The 19,394-nt window shown below is 68.0% G+C and carries 18 protein-coding genes; 6 read left to right on the top strand and 12 right to left on the bottom strand.

Annotated features, from left to right (window positions below; translation table 11 throughout):
* Nucleotides 1-476: 476 nt before the first annotated feature.
* Both gatA and gatC read right to left on the bottom strand, forming a co-directional pair.
* Nucleotides 477-1,952 (bottom strand): Asp-tRNA(Asn)/Glu-tRNA(Gln) amidotransferase subunit GatA, encoded by a 1,476-nt coding sequence (gene gatA / locus NRB20_RS31570; RefSeq protein WP_153415050.1) that lies wholly within the window; start codon nucleotides 1,950-1,952, stop codon nucleotides 477-479.
* Nucleotides 1,949-2,245, bottom strand: a complete 297-nt coding sequence (gene gatC / locus NRB20_RS31565) for an Asp-tRNA(Asn)/Glu-tRNA(Gln) amidotransferase subunit GatC (protein ID WP_319945641.1) — start codon at nucleotides 2,243-2,245, stop codon at nucleotides 1,949-1,951. Before gatC ends, gatA begins: the two co-directional genes overlap by 4 nt.
* Before the next feature lie 509 nt (nucleotides 2,246-2,754).
* Between gatC and NRB20_RS31560 the strand changes: the two genes are divergently transcribed.
* Nucleotides 2,755-3,405 (top strand): ACT domain-containing protein, encoded by a 651-nt coding sequence (locus NRB20_RS31560; protein ID WP_319945640.1) that lies wholly within the window; start codon nucleotides 2,755-2,757, stop codon nucleotides 3,403-3,405.
* A gap of 42 nt (nucleotides 3,406-3,447) precedes the next feature.
* Here NRB20_RS31560 and NRB20_RS31555 read toward each other — a convergent pair whose 3' ends face one another.
* Complete coding sequence (locus NRB20_RS31555; RefSeq protein ID WP_153415049.1) at nucleotides 3,448-3,948, bottom strand: GNAT family N-acetyltransferase; 501 nt, start codon at nucleotides 3,946-3,948, stop codon at nucleotides 3,448-3,450.
* Complete coding sequence (gene ligA, locus NRB20_RS31550) at nucleotides 3,945-6,080, bottom strand: NAD-dependent DNA ligase LigA (RefSeq protein WP_153415102.1); 2,136 nt, start codon at nucleotides 6,078-6,080, stop codon at nucleotides 3,945-3,947. The genes NRB20_RS31555 and ligA overlap by 4 nt, the downstream gene beginning before the upstream one ends.
* 121 nt (nucleotides 6,081-6,201) lie before the next feature.
* On the opposite strand from ligA, the gene NRB20_RS31545 reads away from it, so the two are divergent.
* On the top strand, nucleotides 6,202-6,621 hold the full coding sequence (locus NRB20_RS31545) for a PPOX class F420-dependent oxidoreductase (protein ID WP_153415048.1): 420 nt from the start codon (nucleotides 6,202-6,204) through the stop codon (nucleotides 6,619-6,621).
* 71 nt (nucleotides 6,622-6,692) lie between these two features.
* On the opposite strand, the gene NRB20_RS31540 is transcribed toward NRB20_RS31545, so the two are convergent.
* From NRB20_RS31540 to NRB20_RS31530, 3 genes are all read right to left on the bottom strand, one after another.
* Complete coding sequence (locus NRB20_RS31540; RefSeq protein WP_319945638.1) at nucleotides 6,693-7,799, bottom strand: FAD-dependent oxidoreductase; 1,107 nt, start codon at nucleotides 7,797-7,799, stop codon at nucleotides 6,693-6,695.
* A 532-nt stretch (nucleotides 7,800-8,331) separates the two neighbouring features.
* Complete coding sequence (locus NRB20_RS31535) at nucleotides 8,332-9,132, bottom strand: nucleotidyltransferase domain-containing protein (RefSeq protein ID WP_153415046.1); 801 nt, start codon at nucleotides 9,130-9,132, stop codon at nucleotides 8,332-8,334.
* A gap of 58 nt (nucleotides 9,133-9,190) precedes the next feature.
* A complete protein-coding gene (locus NRB20_RS31530) occupies nucleotides 9,191-9,991 on the bottom strand; it encodes an ArsR/SmtB family transcription factor (RefSeq protein ID WP_319945637.1) in 801 nt (266 codons plus the stop codon).
* 116 nt (nucleotides 9,992-10,107) lie between these two features.
* On the opposite strand from NRB20_RS31530, the gene NRB20_RS31525 reads away from it, so the two are divergent.
* A complete protein-coding gene (locus NRB20_RS31525; RefSeq protein ID WP_319945636.1) occupies nucleotides 10,108-11,352 on the top strand; it encodes an AAA family ATPase in 1,245 nt (414 codons plus the stop codon).
* Nucleotides 11,353-11,511: 159 nt separating this feature from the next.
* Nucleotides 11,512-11,859, top strand: a complete 348-nt coding sequence (locus NRB20_RS31520) for a hypothetical protein (protein WP_153415043.1) — start codon at nucleotides 11,512-11,514, stop codon at nucleotides 11,857-11,859.
* 124 nt (nucleotides 11,860-11,983) lie between these two features.
* Here the strand turns inward: NRB20_RS31520 and NRB20_RS31515 are convergent, their stop codons facing one another.
* The 4 genes from NRB20_RS31515 to NRB20_RS31500 form a co-directional block, all read right to left on the bottom strand.
* A complete protein-coding gene (locus NRB20_RS31515; protein WP_319945635.1) occupies nucleotides 11,984-13,027 on the bottom strand; it encodes a methionine synthase in 1,044 nt (347 codons plus the stop codon).
* Nucleotides 13,028-13,213: 186 nt separating this feature from the next.
* A complete protein-coding gene (mnmA, locus tag NRB20_RS31510) occupies nucleotides 13,214-14,338 on the bottom strand; it encodes a tRNA 2-thiouridine(34) synthase MnmA (protein WP_153415041.1) in 1,125 nt (374 codons plus the stop codon).
* Complete coding sequence (locus NRB20_RS31505) at nucleotides 14,335-15,561, bottom strand: cysteine desulfurase family protein (protein ID WP_153415040.1); 1,227 nt, start codon at nucleotides 15,559-15,561, stop codon at nucleotides 14,335-14,337. Before NRB20_RS31505 ends, mnmA begins: the two co-directional genes overlap by 4 nt.
* A gap of 234 nt (nucleotides 15,562-15,795) precedes the next feature.
* Entirely contained in the window at nucleotides 15,796-16,443 is a 648-nt protein-coding gene (locus NRB20_RS31500; RefSeq protein WP_227834049.1) for a maleylpyruvate isomerase family mycothiol-dependent enzyme, read from the bottom strand.
* Nucleotides 16,444-16,516: 73 nt separating this feature from the next.
* Here NRB20_RS31500 and NRB20_RS31495 point away from each other — a divergent pair, with 73 nt between their 5' ends.
* Nucleotides 16,517-17,449, top strand: a complete 933-nt coding sequence (locus tag NRB20_RS31495; RefSeq protein WP_153415039.1) for a MerR family transcriptional regulator — start codon at nucleotides 16,517-16,519, stop codon at nucleotides 17,447-17,449.
* A gap of 160 nt (nucleotides 17,450-17,609) precedes the next feature.
* Here NRB20_RS31495 and NRB20_RS31490 read toward each other — a convergent pair whose 3' ends face one another.
* On the bottom strand, nucleotides 17,610-18,362 hold the full coding sequence (locus NRB20_RS31490) for an SDR family NAD(P)-dependent oxidoreductase (protein ID WP_319945634.1): 753 nt from the start codon (nucleotides 18,360-18,362) through the stop codon (nucleotides 17,610-17,612).
* Nucleotides 18,363-18,464: 102 nt separating this feature from the next.
* On the opposite strand from NRB20_RS31490, the gene NRB20_RS31485 reads away from it, so the two are divergent.
* Nucleotides 18,465-19,304: a helix-turn-helix transcriptional regulator gene (locus NRB20_RS31485; protein ID WP_319945633.1), complete on the top strand. Its 840-nt coding sequence runs from the start codon at nucleotides 18,465-18,467 to the stop codon at nucleotides 19,302-19,304.
* Nucleotides 19,305-19,394 lie beyond the last annotated feature (90 nt).

Raw genomic sequence — 19,394 nt, 5'->3', positions numbered from 1 at the left:
CTGGCCAACTCCTCCGACCCGGTCGTCCAGTGGTCCACCGAATCACTGTGGCGCCCACCGAATCTCACCGACACCCGCCCCGATGGCCCCGCACCCGCCGTGGATCCCGATCGTCGGCTTCCTCCAGACCAGCGTCGACCTGCTCGCCGCCCTCACCCCGACTCCGGGCCACGGCCATCGCTACGGCACCGATCAGGGCACCACGCTGGGGACATGCTGACCGATCACCATGCGGGCGAAACCTGGCTCACAATCCGTTGTGCCACAAGCTCATCGGCGCAGACGAAGAGGCTGACGGTCTCCGGCTTCCTGGATGTCGACCTCCCTCCGCAGATGAGATCAACGCATGGTCGGCGGCCTGCACACATTCCGGTGCGCGACTACGTGGATAGCCCGAAGGCCGGAGTGCGACTCCGGCCTTCGAAGCAACCATTCAGCCGTCTGCTACCCGCGAGCGCCGAAATCCCTTGCGGGATTCAGGCAATCGGCCCGCGCGCCGCCTCATACGCCGCACCCACGCGGTACAACCGATCATCGGCGAGGGCGGGAGCCATGATCTGCAACCCCACCGGAAGGTTGTCGTCGGCGCTCAGCCCCGACGGCACCGACATGGCGCAGTGCCCGGCCAGGTTGGTCGGCAATGTGCACAGGTCCGACAGGTACATCGCGAGGGGATCGTTGACCTTCTCGCCCAGCTTCCACGGGGTGAACGGGCTGGTCGGCGAGACCAGCACGTCGACCTGCTCGTAGGCGCGGTCGAAATCCTGCGCGATCAGGGTGCGGACCTTGAGCGCCTTACCGTAGTAGGCGTCGTAGTACCCGGCCGAGAGCGCGTAGGTGCCGATCATGATGCGGCGCTTGACCTCCGGGCCGAATCCGGCCTCACGAGTGGCGGCCATGACCTGCTCGGCGCTGTGCTGACCGTCGTCACCGACGCGCAGGCCGTACCGCATGGCGTCGAAACGCGCCAGGTTCGAGGAGACCTCGCTGGGCAGGATCAGGTAGTAGGCGGGCAGCGCGTGCTCGAAGTTCGGGCACGACACCTCCAGCACGTCCGCGCCCAGATCCTTCAGCGCGGCGACGGCGGCATCGAAGGAGGCCAGCACACCGGGCTGATAGCTGTCCGAATGCAGTTCCTTGACCACACCGACCTTCACGCCGCGCAGATCCCCGCGCGCACCCTCGCGAGCCGCGGTCACCACATCGGGCACCGGGACATTGCGGGAGGTCGAATCACGCGGATCGTATCCGGCGATCACCTCGTGCAGCAGCGCGGTGTCCAGCACCGTACGACCGCACGGACCGCCCTGATCCAACGACGACGCGCACGCGACCAGGCCGTATCGCGACACCGTGCCGTAGGTCGGCTTGGTGCCCACGGTCGCGGTGACCGCGGCGGGCTGCCGGATCGAGCCGCCGGTGTCGGTGCCGATGGCCAGCGGGGCCTGGTACGAGGCCAGCGCCGCGGCCGAACCGCCACCCGAACCGCCCGGAATCCGCTCGGTGTCCCACGGGTTGCGGGTCGGGCCGTAGGCGGAGTTCTCGGTCGACGAGCCCATTGCGAACTCGTCCATATTGGTCTTGCCGACGATCGGGATACCCGCCGCGCGCAACTTGCCGGTGACCGTCGCGTCGTACGGCGACACCCAGCCCTCGAGGATCTTGGATCCGCAGGTGGTGGGCATATCGGTGGTGGTGAACACGTCCTTGAGCGCCAGCGGCACACCGGCCAGCGCCGAAGCCACCTCGCCGCCGGCGATCGCGCGATCGACTTCGGCGGCGGTCAGCAACGCCTGCTCACCCGCGACGTGCAGGAAGGCGTTGTACTCCCCGTCCACCTCGGCGATCCGCTGCAGGTGCGCCTCGGTGACCTGCACCGAGGACACCTCGCGGGCGTGGATCTTCGCCGCCAGCTCGGCCGCGGAGAACCGGGTCAGATCCGCCTCGCTCATGCGCCCTCCCCCAGGATCTGCGGAACCAGGAACCGCTGCTCGTCGACCGCCGGGGCGCCCGAGAGCGCCTCGTCGGGAGTCAGGCACTCCACCGGAACGTCCGCACGAGTCACATTCGTGGTCGGATTCGGCGACGCGGTGGCGGGAACGTCGGCGGCGACCTCCGAGATCACCTGCACGTGGCTCAGGATCGAATCCAACTGGCCCGCATACAGATCGAGCTCTTCGTCGGTCAGAGCGAGCCGGGACAACCGGGCGAGGTGTGCAACCTCGTCGCGGGAGATGGCGGGCACCGCGGGACCCCTTTCGGCAGGTTCGAACGTGGAACAGGTCCGGCATCAAGACGATCTCGCCGGTTGACACCGATAGCCTACTGGGTCTTTGGCCTCCGCTTCGCTCCGGCGGGGTCGGGGCCCCTGAGGCTCGATTCTTCCCTCCTCCGCTCCTCCGCTTCGCTCCCCCGCTCCGTCAGTCCAGAATCGAGCCGGGCCCCGACCATTGCAGTCGGCCTTATTCGGAGCTGGCGGAACTGGGTGACCTAGTTGTCGGCGTTGGCGATGGTTGACGGAACTCGACGCTCTTGGAGGTGGGTGGGATCGGGGACATGGGATCGAGGACATTCGGTTGACCGCTCAACGTCCACCCGGCTTCGGTGGCATGAACGGCCGATGAGGATCACAATGCGAGTGATGTAGGTCACTGCGGATACTTCGAGTCGATTGCCCGGCATCTCGGGTGTAAAGATGACCAGGCTCGGGTACCCGTCCGAAAGTTTCGGTCGCACAGGAAGGAAGGGACGCACGTGTCATTTCTGCTCCGCGTGCAACTTCCGGATCGCCCAGGAAGTCTCGGATCTCTCGCCCTCGCCTTGGGCTCGGTGGGCGCGGACATTCTCTCACTCGACGTAGTCGACCGCGGGGCCGGTTACGCCATCGACGACATCGTCGTCGAGGTCACCCCGGGCGCGCTGCCCGACACGTTGATCACGGCGGCCGAATCGCTCGAGGACGTGCGCGTCGATTCCCTGCGCCCGTATTCGGGGGTGCTGGACACGCATCGCGAACTCGAGTTGATCGATCAGGTCGCCGGGGCCCGCGACGATCGGCTACAGGTGCTCGTCGACGGTCTACCGCGGGTGCTGCGCGTCGGCTGGAGCACCGTGCTGGACATGGGTCCGCAGGGCGCGTTCCGGCTGGTGGGCAGCCAGAGCGCACCCGAGACCCAGGCCGCGGAGGCACCCTGGATGCCCCTGGAGAAGCCGACCGCCCTGGACGGCGAGGCCGACTGGGTGCCGCAGATCTGGAAGGACATGGACACCAAGCTGGCCGCCGCGCCGCTCGGCAACACCGGCAAGGTGCTCATGCTCGGCCGCCCCGGTGGCCCGGACTTCCGTCCGTCCGAAATCGCCCGTCTCGGTTACCTTTCCGGCATCGTCGCCACCGTGCTGGGCTGAGTATTCGCCCCGGCGGCGAAGACTCGACCCAACGGCGAAGGGCTACAACGTCAGTCGCATGACGGTCAGCGGCAAACCGGTGGGGGTGGCCCAATCCCGTTCGGGCACATGGGCGAAGCCGATCCGGTCGTACATGCGACGGGCATCGGCCATGCCCGGCATGGTCGTGAGGACCACCGCGTCGAACTCCTCCTCGCGGGCCGTGTCGATCACCGCGCGCACGAGGGCGGCGCCGATTCCGCCGCCACGGGCCCGGGGCTCCACCGCGAGCATCCGGAATTCCAGCTCACCCGGCCGGGCGATATCGGCGAAGGGTGTGCCCGGACGCGCGATCGTCACCGAACCGAGCACCTCACCGGCGCGCGCGGCGACCAGCACCCGCGCCGCGCGCGCCCGGGTGTCGGTGTCGAGAAGCTCTGCGACATAAGGACTATCGGGGTGCACATGCCCCTCGCCGACGTACACGCCGACGGTGAGCGCGCCGATATCGGCGAACTGTGCCCGCTCCGCGGTATCGATCGTCAACTCCGTGTGCACGGTCATGCCTCGGCACCCTCCTCCGAGTCCTCGGACTCTTCCGCCGCGACCTCCTCGTCGGGCCGGACCGCGCTGGGGCCGCGCTCGAGCAGTAGCCGAAACGCGGCCTCGTCCAGGATCTGCACCCCGAGTTCCTCGGCCTTGGCCGCCTTGGAACCGGGTGCGTCGCCGATGACGACGAAGGCCGTCTTCTTCGAGACCGAACCGGCCGCCTTCCCGCCGCGCAGCAGGATCGCCTCCTTGGCCTCGTCGCGCGAAAAGCCTTGCAGCGAACCGGTCACCACGATCGACAGGCCCTCGAGATTGCGTTCGATGGAGGCATCGCGCTCATCCTCCATGCGCACGCCCGCGGCCTGCCACTTGTCCACGATGACGCGATGCCAATCGACGGAGAACCATTCGATCAGCGCGGCCACGATGGTCGGGCCGACGCCGTCGATCGCGGCCAACTCCTCCTCCGACGCCTGCCGGATGCGTACCATGCTGCCGAGTTCGGCCGCCAGCGCCCGCGCGGCCGTCGGCCCGACGTGCCGGATGGACAGGGCCACCAGCACCCGCCACAGCGGCTGCTGCTTGACCGACTCCAGATTTTGCAGCAGGTGGCCGCCGTTGGTCGAGAGGCTGCCGTTCTTGTTGACGAAAAGCGTTGTGCCGAGCAGCTTTTCCTCGGTCAGGTCGAACAGGTCGCCCTCGTTGACCAGGACGCCGGACCCGAGCAGATCGGATGCGGCCTCATAGCCCAGGGACTCGATGTCGAACGCGCCGCGCCCGGCCGCGTGGAACAGCCGCTCGCGCAGCTGTGCCGGACAGAACTGCTGGTTCGGACAGCGGATGTCGGCGTCGCCCTCCTTCTCGGGGGCGAGTTCGGTGGCGCATTCGGGGCAGTGCGTCGGCATCACGAACGCGCGCTCGGACCCGTCGCGGGTGTCGACCACCGGGCCGAGCACCTCGGGGATGACGTCACCGGCCTTGCGGATGGTCACCGTATCGCCGATCAGCACGCCCTTGCGCACCACCTCGGCGGCATTGTGCAGGGTGGCCATGGCGACGGTCGAGCCCGCGATCGAGACCGGTTCCATCACCGCGAACGGGGTGACCCGGCCGGTGCGGCCGACGTTGACCTGGATGTCGCGCAGGGTGGTGGTGGCCTCCTCCGGCGGATATTTGTAGGCGATCGCCCAGCGCGGGGCGCGGGAGGTGGAGCCGAGTCGACGCTGCAAGGCGATCTCGTCGATCTTGACGACCTGGCCGTCGATCTCGTGCTCGATGTCGTGCCGGTGCCGGCCCCAGTACGCGACGCGCTCGAGGATCGCGTCGGCCCCCTGCACCCGCACGGTGTGCTCGGACACCGGCAGCCCCCAGGCCACCAGCGCCCGATATGCCTCGTACTGGGATGCTGGGCTGAAACCCTCCATGCGGCCGAAGCCGTGACAGATCATCCGCAGCCGCCGCCGGGCGGTGACCGCCGGATCCTTCTGCCGCAGTGAACCCGCCGCGGTATTGCGCGGATTCGCGTACGGCGCTTTACCTTCCGCGACGATGGCGGCGTTGAGATTCTCGAAGTCCTCCAGCCGGAAGTACACCTCGCCGCGCACCTCGAGCAGCGCGGGGATCGGGAACTCCGCGGTGGGGGTCAGTTCGGCGGGGATGTCCTCGATGGTGCGGGCGTTGAGCGTGACATCCTCACCGGTGCGGCCGTCGCCCCGGGTCGCGCCGCGCACCAGCCGACCGTTCTCGTAGACGAGGTTGAGCGCGACGCCGTCGATCTTCACCTCGCAGACGTAGTGGATGTCCGGGCCCGTCTCGGCCTCCACCCGGCTGACCCAGGTGCGCATCTCCTCGGCGTCGAACACGTTGTCCAGCGACAGCATGCGCTCGAGGTGGTCGACGGCGGTGAATTCGGTGGCGAAACCGCCGCCGACCAGCTGCGTCGGCGAATCGGGGGTGCGCAGGTCCGGATGCGCCTGTTCGAGTGCGAGCAGGCGCTGGAACAGCGTGTCGAACTCGCCGTCGGTGATGACCGGCGCATCGCGCACGTAGTAGCGGAACTGGTGTTCGCGCACCTGTTCGGCCAACTCCTGCCACTGCAACCGCTCGTCACCGGTGGCCGCGCCGACCTCACCACCGGATGCGTCCAGTACCGTCGATTCCTTCGCCAGCTCGCTCACCCGTCGAACATTAGCCGAGGCCACCGACACTTCCGCGACCTCGGCACACACCCCGGGAACACCGACACCGCACCCACCGGTTGGACCCCGTATGGAACTCACCACCGCCCTGGACTTCGCCCGCGCCCACACCCGCTCGGTCCTGACCACCATCCGCGGGAACGGCCGCCCCCAACTCTCCAACGTCACCCACTGGCTCGCCGACGACGGCCTGATCCGCATCTCCATCACCGCCGACCGAGCCAAATACACCAACCTGACCCGCACCCCCTGGGCCGCCCTCCACATCACCCGAGAAGACTTCTGGGCCTACGCGGTAATCGAAGGCGACGTCGAAGTAACCCCCGTAGCCACCACCCCCGACGACCCCACCGTCACCGAACTCATCGCCTACTACCGCGCCCTCTCCGGCGAACACCCCGACTGGAACGACTACCGCCGAGCCATGATCACCGACCGCCGAGCAATCGTCAGAATCACCCCCACCCGCGCCTACGGCATGCTCCCCTGATCGAAACCACCTGCGCCGCTGGAGATTCCGTTCGGTGATCAACAATCCGCCCCACAACCCGGATAGACCTCTTATTGCGGATCGACGCGACCGACCGGAGGCTGCCAGTTACCCAGGGCTCGAGTACTGACACTCCGAAACATCCTGACGGACAACGTATTCGGAGTAGCCACTAGAGCGGCGTCGCGAACAGCGGCCAGTGTCGTGGATCCTGGCGACGTCACCCGCATTCCATAGCGGGACACCACGCTCACAGCGCTGACCCGACGACGCCGGGCATCCTGGTAAATACGCAGGTCGGTGGCATGAGCGGCCAGCGTGACCACATCCTCGAGTGCCATGCCCGCCCCCTGACCGAGGGTAGGCCGCATAGCATGCCCGGCATCACCGACCAGTACGACGTGTCCGCACCACAGCCGCCGCGGCACCCGAATCTCGACCAATTCGTCGACGACAACGCGAGAGCGATCGGTGGCGGCGATGAGTTCCGGGACGGGATCCGGCCAGTTGGTGAAATGGTCCAGACTCGTGATTCCCTTTCTGGCAGAAGCGAATACATAGGTCCGCCCGCCCGCCATCGGCACCACACCGCATTCCCCGTGACGCCCCAGCACCACACCCACCGGATCGGGTGCGGGCACGTCGAGCACCCAGCGCCACGCGGTGATTCCGGTACGCCGCACCAGGCTCGCCCCCGGCCACAACACGCGGCGCACCACGCTGTTGACCCCATCGGCAGCCACAACCAGGTCGTATTGCACTGCGCCGGTTTCGGTTTCGACCGTCCCGTCGGCATCCACGCGAACAACCCGCGCGCCGGTACGGACGCATTCCCCCGGCGCGGCGGCAGCCAGAATCGCGATCAGATCAGCACGATGAACGGTCACCAACCCACCGACGAAATCACTGATGTGCGCATCGATCAGCACCCGCCCATCCTGATTCCGAGCCAGCGCACGCCGATCCGCCACACCCATGGCCCGCACCGCATCACCGACACCGAGCGCATCCAACGCGGCCAAAGCATTGGCCGCAAGTGTTATCCCTGCCCCGACCTCGGTAAATTCCGGCGACCGCTCATACAGCGTGACATCCCATCCCGCAGCCCGTAACGCAATCGCAGCCCCCAACCCCGCAATCCCCCCACCGACAATCCCGGCCCTCCCGACAACTTCCACCGCGCAACCCCCTCACCGGTCCGTTTGCCCCGATCGTAAGCACCGATCCACCCCCGGTCCAGAGACCGTCATCACCCCACCTCCCACAATCCCAGGCCTTGCCGACTCCATCCCGGCAACCAATCCACATTTCCCTGATCTCCCGTCGGCCCCTGCGACTCGGATAGGCACCGGACATGCGGACCATCCGCCGCAGACTGCTGTCCGACCACCGATATCGACTCCTCCGACACGACGATCCTTTCCGCTGAGACAGGCCGCCTCAGCTTCTCCGATCACCATCCCACCCACGAGATCTCGGGCTCTGGTCCACATTCGGCGGCCCCGCCGATACGGTGGTCCGCGCGGGCGACACATCACGATCGCTGCGCGAAATACCCATTACGACAAGATCATTCACGCCGCATCCGAGCCTTTGGAATCGGCGGCCGTGCCGAGACCACCGAATGTGCCCGAGAGCCAGATCTCGGACAGTCCCGGTCGATCGCGTAGGCCTTTCCCCCGGAACACAGGACGATGGATAGCACGCCGCTCATGTGGCATCCGGCGAGCGCATTCCTTCGCCGTCGCAGATGTTTTCGAGTCCGGACGCGCACAGGGTACGTGCGGACTCGATCGCGGTGTGCAGGGATCGTGGAGCGGGGGTGAGGGATTCGATGATCTGGTCGACGGCGGTCAGTCCGGCTCGGGCGAGAAGGGTTTTCTCGTTGGTGATCCATTCTGCGCGGGCGGCGAGGATGGCGTGTGCGAAACAGGTTGCGGCTGTGGCTATCTGACCAGCACAGAGGGTCAGGCGGCCGTGTGGAGCGTGGTTGGCGGCGGCGTAGTCGAGGGTCATGTGGGCATGGGTTGACCAGATGTGAGGAGCGTTGCGGCGCAAGAGGTTCGGATAGGTAGGATGCGGAAGTGGGCCGCGTAGGGTGCGATTGAGGGCCAATTCGGCTACGAGCAGGTAGGTAGGGATACCTGCGAGGTGGAAGGCCAGGGGTTCGATGTCGAATCGGCCTGCTTCGGCGGCACGCAGTTGGGTGTCGACGACGTCCAGGTCGCGGTAGTGCACGTCGACGCGGCGGTTGTCGATGGTCAGCCAGGCGCCGCCGTTGAAGACGCCGCCGCCCCAGTCGCCGAGTTCGGAGACGTGGCCGGGCCAGCCTACGGCGGTTAGGGCAGCTGGGGCGAACGTTCCGCGGTAGTAGATGGCCAGGTCCCAGTCGCTGTCGGGGCGGGCGGTGCCCTGGGCCCGTGAGCCGCCCAGCGCGACGGCGGTGACGCCGGGGAGTGCGAACAGTGTGTCGGCGGTCGTGTTCAGGAACGTCTCGTCGTCCATGGCCATCCCCTGTCGTGGCGAAAATCGTTCGCCGCCTCCGCTTTTCGATTCGCGAAACGCGGCACTAAGCCTTCGGGGGCTCCGGGAGCAGTTCGCCGGTCTCCAGCAGCGTCTTGAGGTTCGACAGGATCGCGGGCCAGCCCTCGGTGATGCCCGCGAGCATCGCGCTGCCGGGGCCGAATCCATTGTGCACCACGGTCAGCTTCACCTGGTCGCCCAGCGGCTCGATCTCGAAGCGCACCCGGGAACGCGGTTCCTGCGACAGCTTCTCGAAATCTTCTGTGCTGAAACCGAATTCGTCGGCGAATGCCTGGTCGACGGTGTGCCAGGTGTAGGACAGCACGCGGTAGGGCTGCGCTTCGAGCACGACCTGTTCGGGGTCCTTGCCGGTCCAGCCACGCTGGGACCAGGTCATCGGCGCGCCGGGCTGCCAGTCGGTGTCGAAACTCGCCCCCCAGTAGCGGCTGGTGAAGGCCGGATCGGTCAGCGCCTGCCACAGTTGCCGATCGGTGGCCCGGATGTAGGTGGTGTAGACGAATTCGTTCGACTCGGTCATGGGAACGCTCTCCAATGCGGATTTGAGGTCGGCGAGCAGATGCACTCGCCCGCGGTCGTAGCGGTTGATCCAGCGATCGGCGATGGCGTTGATGGGTTCGGCGTTCAGATAGTGCAACTTCTCCCGGCCGCGGCGGCGGGTGGAGACCAGATTCGCCGCCTCGAGCACCACGAGATGCTTGCTGACGGCCTGCCTGGTCAGCGCCAGCCCGGCGCACAGTTCGCGCAGGGTCTGGCCGTTGTCCGCGTTCAGACTGTCGAGCAAGCGGCGGCGGCTCGGATCGGCCAGCGCCTTGAACACCTCGTCCACATCACCATCCTCCATAGGCAACCATCCGGCTGCATGTTTGGACAATAGGCAGCCGGATGGTTGCCTGTCAAGACCCGGTGTCACCGTCTCGGACAGCGGGCGGCAGGATCACATCCGTGCTGCGCAACTTTCAGGTGACCAATCACAGATCACTGGCCGAACCGCAGGAATTGCGGCTTGTCGGCACCCGCGCCGGGGCGCTGCCCGCACCGGTGACCGCGGTGCACGGCCCGGCGGCGTCGGGCAAGTCGAGCCTGGTCGACGCGCTGGGTCAGCTGCGCGACGCGGTACTGAACTCGGTCACCGGCTGGGATCCGTACGCCGGTCCGGTGCGCGCCCCGCACCTCGGATTCGCCGATCGCCCTTCGGAATTCGCCGCGACGTTCATCGCCGAGGGCGTCTCCTACACCTACGGTTTCCGCCTCGACAACGCCGACGTCAGCGCCGAATGGCTGCACAGCCACCCGCACAATCGCAAACGCATCGTCTTCGAACGCGAGGGTGAGCAGATCCGGATCGGCCCGCAGTTCGAGCCGGTGCGTTACGGCATCGGCGCGCTGGTTCCGCTGGTCCGCCCGAACGCGCTGCTGCTGAGCCTGGCCGGGCAGATGTACGCCGAGGCGCTGGTCCCGGCGTACCGCTGGTTCTCCGCGCAACTGGACGTGCTGCGCGGCCGGGAGGACGCGGAAACCACCGCCCGCCGCCTCGCCGCTCACCTCTCCCGCTCCCCCGAGACCGCCGCCCGGCTGCTGACGCTGCTGCGCTCGGCCGAACTGGGCATCGAGGATCTGCTCATCGCCGAACCCGACCCGATGTACGCGGACTACCTACGCGACCTGGACGCCGAAATCTCCGGTGCGGCAACCGAACTCGACGCCTGCCTGGCCTCCCCCACGCACGCCGTGCAATTCGAGAACACGCACGGCCTGAGCCCGACGGGCCTGGAACGCGAACTGAGCAATCTGCGCGCCGCCCGCGACACGCTGTACACCCGCATGGTGTCCCGGCGCGGCGCGGGCCTGGGCCTGGTGCACGAGGGCATCGACACGCCGTTCGAGATCACCGACGAATCCACCGCGACGCTGGCCCTGCTGCGTCTGCTCCCGACCGTCCTGGACGCGCTGGACACCGGTCGCGTGCTGGCCGTCGACGATATCGACACCCACCTGTCCGGCGACACCGCGGACCGGCTCATCCAGTTGTTCCAGACCCCGGAGACCAATCCCCGTGGCGCACAACTGATCTACACCACCCGCAACCGCACCCTGGTCGACCGCGGCAACGGCCGTTCGTCGCGCCGCACCATCGTCTGGCAGTTGCGTCGCACACCGCACGGCACCGGTGAGCTGACCGCGCACTGACCAGAACTGGCCGCCCGCGGCCCTCATCGCACGCGGCGTTCGGCGCTTTCCGGGCCGGATCACCTCACGCACCCGACTCGACGCATCGGCAGTACAGCGATAACGCGGCCGGAAACGCCCTTCGGGGACCGCACCCGGACAACGCCTAGCATGGTGAGCATGCTGCAAATCGTGTTCATCGTGGTGATCGTCGGTGCGCTGGCGGCGACGGTGATGTTGTACCTGCGCGGGCGCGGCGGTTCGGTTTCGGCCGACGCCGAGTTCGGCACGTTGAACGTGACGGGCGTGAGTCCCCGCCCCGCCGCGCAGGGTGAGCAGTACGTGACGATCACCGGCACCCTTGTCGGCCCCTCGGTCCCCGGTGAGACGATCTACGGCCGCTTCGCCTGGGACGTGAACCAGTGGCCGAGCGCCGGTGACCAGATCCCGGTCAGCTACCCGCCCGGCAAACCGCAGCACTGGCAGATCGCCCATCCCGGCGCTCGCCCGCCGCTCGGGTCCCGATAGGCACCCTCGTACCGCACAAACCGACAAGCGTTGAGCGGCAGACGAATCCGACCTCACACCGCAACTCGACAGGTGCGGGCGAGTGGTTTCCCGAAAGGCCGAACTCGACCGGTGACGCGGCGATTCACTCGAACGTCAACGACTCCGGATCCTCGGAAAACACCCGAGCGGTCTCGGTCGCCAGCGACAGAGCACGCCGAGCCCAGGTCAACGGCGTATTCGCCAGCCCGCACGCAGGGGTGATCAGGACGCGATCGGCGAGGGTGCGGCGACCGACACCGAGCCGATCGACCAGCCGGACCGCAGGTTCGGCCAGCTCGCGCCAGGTAACCGGGGTGGCGGGCGATTGCACGGGAATCACGCCCAGCGCCAACTGCTTTCCGACCTCGAGCAGCTCACCGATATCGTCCAGATCGGCCGTACGTATCGTGGCGAGATCGAAACCGATTGCCGCAGCGGCACTTCCACGCAGGAATTCCAGCGCCGGACGATCCGCACAGGTGTGCACCAGCACCGGGCCGGGCACACCGGTGATCACCGCGTCCAACACGAACAAGGCTTCGGGCGCGGGAACGGCGCGCACCGAATCCAGCACGCTGGTCCCCGGCAAAGACCCCTCCAGCACCGCGCTCGAGGACGGTTCATCCAGCTGCACAACAACTTTCGCACCCAACCGCGAGGCAACCTCCGCCGCGTGCCGGGTGATCCCCTCGGCGAGGGACGCCGAAAGATCCCGCACCGCACCGGAATCGGTGAGCACCCGATGCCCGCTGGTCAATTCCAGCTGCGCCGCCAGCGTCAGCGGTCCGACCGCCTGCACCTTGACCGTCCGCCCGGACCCCGCCGAACCCGTTCCCTCCCAAGCCTCTTCGAGCGCATCCAGATCGGTCCGCAGGAAATCCCGAGCCCGCCGCGCCACCGCGCTCGGCCGTGCGGTGAGCCGATACGCCCGCGTCGACACATCGAACGGCATATCGACCAGCAAGGCCGCGGTCCGCCCGATCATGTCCGAACCCGTTCCGCGCCCGGGCAATTCGACCAGATGAGCCAGCTCCCCCAACTCACCCACGATCGTCGCTGCGGCTTCCCGCGGATCGGTCCCCGGCCACGACCCCACAGCCGTAGCGACACCACCGCGCCACAACTGCTCGGCCTGCTCAGCGCTCACCACACATCCCCTCGCTCGACGTCGAAACCAGCGCGGCCCGAAATGTCCACGCCCGGTACCTGTCCGGCCTGCCGAACACTCACCGCGCGCCCGCATACACGAGGCCGGACATCCGCGAAACACGCAGTACCTGTTCGGCGCACACGCGCCGCAGCCGCGCGCCGTGCGGCGGAAGTGGCGAAATGGTCACCGACGGCTGTCCGCCGCCAGCTCGGACACGACCCGATCGTCCCGCTCGCGGTCCGCGCCGGTGATGGCGCCGCTACCGATGACCTCGTCACCGAGCGCGTCCGGCCGATACAAAACAACGGCCTGACCTCGGGCGACGCCGGTCAGCGGCGCGCGCAACCGGGCCACCAGACCGTCACCGACGGGCTCGGCGACCGCGGCTGCGATACCGCCGTGCGCGCGCACCTGAACGATGCATTCGATCGGACCCTCGGGTCGCTCACCGGACGTCCAGATCGCCCGATCGGCCCGCACGGTCCACACGTTCAACTCCTCCGCGCCGCCGACCCGCACGGTCCCGGACTCGGGATCGATATCGGTGACATAGCGAGGACGACCGTCCGCGGCAGGCCCGGGCAACCCCAGCCCCTTGCGCTGACCGATCGTAAATCCGTGCACGCCATCGTGTTCGGCCAACCGCTGCCCGTCGGAGTCGACGATCGCGCCCGGCCGGATGCCGATCTTCGCGCCCAGGAACGCCCGGGTGTCACCGGACGGAATGAAGCAGATGTCGTGCGAATCGGGCTTGTTCGCCACGGCCAGACCGCGTTCGGCGGCCTCGGCGCGGATCTGCGGCTTCGGGGTGTCGCCGATCGGGAACATCGCGCGCGAGAGCTGCTCGGCGGTCAGCACGGCGAGCACGTAGGACTGATCCTTGTCCGCGTCCACCGCGCGACGCAGCACGCCGTCCTCGAGCCGCGCGTAGTGACCGGTGGCCACCGCGTCGAATCCCAGCGCGATCGCGCGGTCGGCCAGCGCGGAGAACTTGATCTTCTCGTTGCAGCGCAGGCACGGATTCGGCGTCTCGCCCGCCGCATAGGCGGCGACGAAATCGTCGATCACGTCTTCCTTGAACCGATCGGCGAAATCCCATACGTAGAACGGGATTCCGAGCACATCGGCCGCGCGCCGGGCGTCACCGGCGTCCTCCTTGGAGCAGCAGCCCCGCGATCCGGTGCGCAACGTCCCGGGGGTCGCCGACAGCGCCAGGTGCACACCGACCACCTCGTGCCCGGCCGCCACCGCGCGGGCGGCCGCGACCGCCGAATCGACGCCGCCGCTCATCGCCGCCAGCACCCTCATCGCGAACCTCCCTGCACACTCGCCAGTCCGGCCGCCCGCGCCCGGTCCACCGCCGGCGGCAACGCCTCCAGAACTCTGTCGATATCGGCCCGGGTCGAGGTGTGCCCCAACGAGAATCGCAGCGAACCGCGCGCCTCCCTCGCCCGCACACCCATCGCCAGCAGCACATGACTCGGCGCGGCCACACCCGCGTTGCAGGCCGAACCGGTCGAACATTCGATACCCGCGGCATCCAGCAGCATCAGCAGCGAATCACCCTCGCAGCCCGGAAAAGTGAAGTGCGCGATACCCGGCAGCCGCGACTCGGCGGGGCCGTTGACCACCACGTCGGGGATCGCGGCCCGCACCCCGGTGACCAGGTCGTCCCGCAGGATCGTCAATTCCGCTGTGCGCGAAGGCAATTCCTGCACGGTCTCCCGCAGCGCCGCGGCCATCCCGACGACACCGGGCACATCCGAGGTCCCCGACCGCAGATCGCGTTCGTGCCCGCCGCCGTGCAGCAGCGGCACGCAACCCACCTGACGCCCCAGCAGCAGCACCCCGACACCGTGCGGCCCGCCGACCTTGTGCGCGGCGAAACTCGCTGCGGCGGCGCCGCTTCCGGCGAAATCGATGGGCAGCGCGGCGGCGGCCTGCACCGCGTCGGTGTGCAGCGGAATATCGAATTCCTGTGCCAGCGCGGCCAATTCGGCGATCGGTTCGATCGTGCCGACCTCGTTGTTGGCCCACATGATCGAGATCAGCGCGATCTCACCGGCATGCTTGGTCAGGATCTCGCGCAACGCGGGCGCCGGGACCAGCCCGTCGCGGTCGACCTCGAGCAGACTCACCTGCGCGCCCTCGTGCTGTTCGAGCCATTCGACCGCGTCCAGCACCGCGTGATGCTCCACCGCGCTGACCAGAATCCGGGTGCGCTTGGGATCCGCGGCCCGGCGTGCCCAGTAGATCCCCTTGACGGCGAGATTGTCGCTCTCGGTGCCACCCGAGGTGAAGATCACCTCCGAGGGCCGCGCCCCGAGATCGGCGGCGATGGATTCGCGCGCCTCCTCCAACTGCCGCCGCGCCACCCGCCCCGACCCGTGCAGCGAGGATGCGTTACCGACCGCGCCCAGCACAGCCGTCATCGCCTCGACAGCGGCGGGAAACATGGGTGTTGTGGCCGCGTGGTCGAGGTAGACCGTCTGGGGCACCGCACCTAGTGGACCCGGGATGACCGACTTCATGACCGCATCAGCCTAACCGACCGTTGACCTGCACATCTTGCGGGTATCCCTCCACGTCCTACGTTCCACCTACCGATCCCTTCGATCGGCAAACAGCCGCGGGGCCGCCGATATTCCCGAGCCCGATCGGAACACCGCACTCCCCAGCGGTCCGGCCGTCACCCGCCCGCCAGACCGCCATCGTGTCCGTATTTCGTTGCGGCGGTGACAGTCCGGGATGTTGCTACGGTCGGCTCACCGGGAGGTCCAGCGGGCCACGCCCGCTCCGGCGAGCCGGTCGGCTGCGACGTCACGGCCGGTGAGCAGCAGCAACAAGGTGGTCACGGATCCTTCGATGATCGATCCTTCGCCGACGGACCAGTCGGTGTCGGTTGCCACGAGGCGGTAGCCGTCGAATTTCCGGCGTGCGTGGAACGGGGCGGCCGTGTGCCAGATTCGGTCCAGCGCCGATCGTGCGGCGGCGACCGGCACGGTGTGCGTGATTCCGAGGGGTATCGCGACGTCCTGGCCGTGTACGAGCAGATCCATCAGCCGGTCGGTCGGTGTCGTGCCGATCGGCGTGACCCGGGCGCCGATACCCTCGCGCAGTTCGGCGAGGAGTTGGGCGCTGGTGCGGGTGTTCGCGTGGCGGACGGCCGTGTCGCCGATGGCGCGGTCGAGGCTGCCGCGGGCGCGCGCCAGATTGAGCAGTAGCCAGCCGATCCGGGGTCGGGCGGACAACACCAGATGTGCGACGACATCGCGCACCCGCCAGCCGTCGCACGAGGAGGCGTGGTCCCAGTCGGTTTCGGGCAGAGCCTCGAGCATTTCGGCCAGACCTGCGCGTTCGGCGTCCACCGCCTGCCAGGTCCGTTCGGTGCTCATCGATGTCGGTCCGGCCATTCTCGTGACTCCCTTTCCCCGGTGGCTGTTCCAGTAGGGTAGGAATTCCAGTCGGGTGGAGGTTCCAGCTATTGTGACTGAGATCACACATCGCGAGGGGCTGGTCGGTATCGGGGAACTGTCCCGGCTGATCGGTGTGCCGGTGCGCACCATTCGCTTCTACTGCGACGAAGGGCTGGTTCAACCCCATCGCAGCTCCGGCGGGCACCGCCTGTTCGATCCGGCTGCCGTGGATCGGCTGCGATCGGTGCGCCGGTTGCGCGCGCTCGGGCTCGGGCTGACCGCGATCACCGCGGTCCTGGACGGCACGATGTCGATCACCGAAGCCGTGGCCGCCGAACAGGCCGCACTCGACACCGAATTGGGCGCACTGGTGTGGCGGCGAGCGATACTGGCCGCCGCTCAGGATGCGCCGTCGGGCGCACGCGCCACGCGGCTGGACCTGCTCGCAGCGGTCGGCGATCCGCACAGCGCTCACCGTGATCTCGTCGCCTTCTGGCAACGGTTGCTGGCCCCCGCATCGGCGAGCGTCTTCGAGGGGTTCGTCGTGATGAACGTCCCGACCCCACCGACCGATCCGACCCCCGAGCAGGTGCTCGCCTACGCCGAACTAGTCGGAACCGCGACCGATCCCGCACTGGCAGCGGCAATCTCGCGCCAACTGTGGCGATCGGATCCCGCGAGCATCCGCCACCCGCGAGAACTGCTGGCCGGCATCTCCGAAGCCTGCGCGATGGTGGAACCCCTGCTCAGCGCTCACGTTCCACCGCGACCAGGACCCGAACTGGACTGTTTCCTCGATGCCCACGCCACCGCCCGCCGCGCACTCGACACCCCTCGATTCCGGCGGCAGATCCGCTGTGGCACTGACGATTTCGACCCTCGCGTCCAGCGGTACCGGGAGCTCACCGGCGAGATCACCGCAACGACCACCGCGGGTGCCGCCCTACGGTGGCTACGACAAGCTTTGGAGTTCCGGCCGCCCGAACAGACCGACGAGCCCTGACCGGTGCGTGCCGTCCTCATCCAAGCACCAGCGCATCGGCGGGGCTTGCACGGTGCCGTCGAGCACCACCATCCCATCGCCCACATGGTTGGGGTCGGCACTGCGCTGATCGAAGGCATTCGGTCGTGTCCAGGTAGGCCGTGACGGCCCCGTGAGGATGTCAGACCTGGCCGTATCCGCCGTCGACCTGGTAGTCGGCGCCGTTGACGTGGGAGGCCGCGTCCGAGGCGACGAAGGCGATGACGGCGGCGACTTCTTCCGCGGTACCGGCCCGGGTCATCGGGGTCCCGGTACCCATCGCGGCGAACAGCGCCTCACGTTCCTCGGCGGTGGCGGCCAGTTGCGCGATACCAGGCGTGTCCGTCGGGCCCGGGCTCACCACGTTCACCCTGATCCCGCGTGGTGTCAGCTCGAGAGCCCAGGTGCGGGCGAGAGCGCGGACACCGGCCTTGGAGGCCGCGTAGAGACTCCGCCCGCGCGACGCCTTGTGTGCAGCCATCGAGCCGGTGAGGACGATGACGCCACCGTCCACCAGCAGCGGCAGCGCCTTCTGAACGGTCATGATCGTGCCGGTGATGTTGACGTCGAAGACTGTCCTGATGATGTCCTCGGTGATGGTTCCCAACGGCGCGGTCGCGATCGCCGCCGCGTTGACGACCAGCACGTCCACCCGACCGCTGCGGCGCTCCACCTGCGCGAAGAGCCGGTCGAGATCGTCGGCCGAGCGCGAGTCGGCCCGCACCCCGATGACATCACCCGATATGTCCGCAGCCGCCGCCGTCAGGACGTCCTGGTCCCGTCCTGTGATGTAGACAGTGCCGCTCCCCTCGGCGATCTTCTGTGCGGTGACATAGCCGATACCGGCACTCCCGCCCGTCACGACCGCGACCTTGTCATGAAATGCGTTGCTCACCGAACAACCCTGCGCCTTGTGCCGACACCGGTTCCAAGAGCCTGCTGATACTGGTACTGGCAGCACCAGGCCGACGCCTCCCGGCTCTGGCACAGTGGACTTGTGCAGACGACCGCGAACCGCACTGAACTGCGGGAGTTCCTGCGCTCACGACGCGCGCGGGTCTCACCCGCGGATGTCGGCATACCTCCTGGAGTGCGTCGGCGCACCCCCGGACTGCGCCGCGAGGAGGTCGCCCAGCTGGCCGGGGTCGGCATCACCTGGTACACGTGGCTGGAGCAGGGGCGGCCGATCAACGTCAGCTCCCAGGTGCTCGACGCGGTGGCCCGCACGCTGTTTCTGGATGCCGCCGAGCGCGACCACCTCTACCGTCTGGCCCGGATCCCCCAGCCTCCGGTCGCCGGCGATCCGCCGGCCGAGATCCCCGGCGACCTCGACACCGTCCTGACAGCCCTGGACCCGTTGCCTGCCATGCTGGTCGACGCCCGCACCGACGTGCTGCGCTGGAACCGTGCATACGCGGCTCTGCACCCCGCTTTGGTCAGTGCTCCGGTGGGCGAGCGCAACACCCTCTGGCAGTTGTTCGCGGCGCCGGACGCGCAACACCACATCGTCAACCGCGATGAGCGGGCGCCCGAGGCCGTGGCAGGTTTCCGCTATCGCTACAGCCAGAACGTGGGCGACCCGCGATGGCAGGACTTCGTCACTCGTCTGCGCACCGCCAGCCCGCTGTTCTCCCTGCTCTGGGCCAGGCACGACGTCGCTCCACCACGCCTGTGTGACAAGCGTTACGACATTCCGGGAATCGGCGAAGTGAGCCTGCGTGCCACCGGCATGGAACTGGCCGACCATCCGGGCGTCCGCCTCGTCGTCCACACCCCCACCGACAGGCGCAGCCGCGAGAACATCGACCACCTGCTACGCCGGGCGACGCACCTGTGACGAGTGGACCGGAGCCCGAACGTGGGCAGGCCACTCCGGTCGCGGTGGCGAAGCATGGATGCACCGTGGTCAGTGGAAATCCGGCCCGGG

It is taken from the genome of Nocardia macrotermitis (assembly GCF_009604405.1).
In the GTDB taxonomy this organism is placed as follows: domain Bacteria; phylum Actinomycetota; class Actinomycetes; order Mycobacteriales; family Mycobacteriaceae; genus Nocardia; species Nocardia macrotermitis.
Note: the sequence above shows the minus strand (reverse complement) of the source record. Positions and strands in the feature narration are given on the sequence as shown.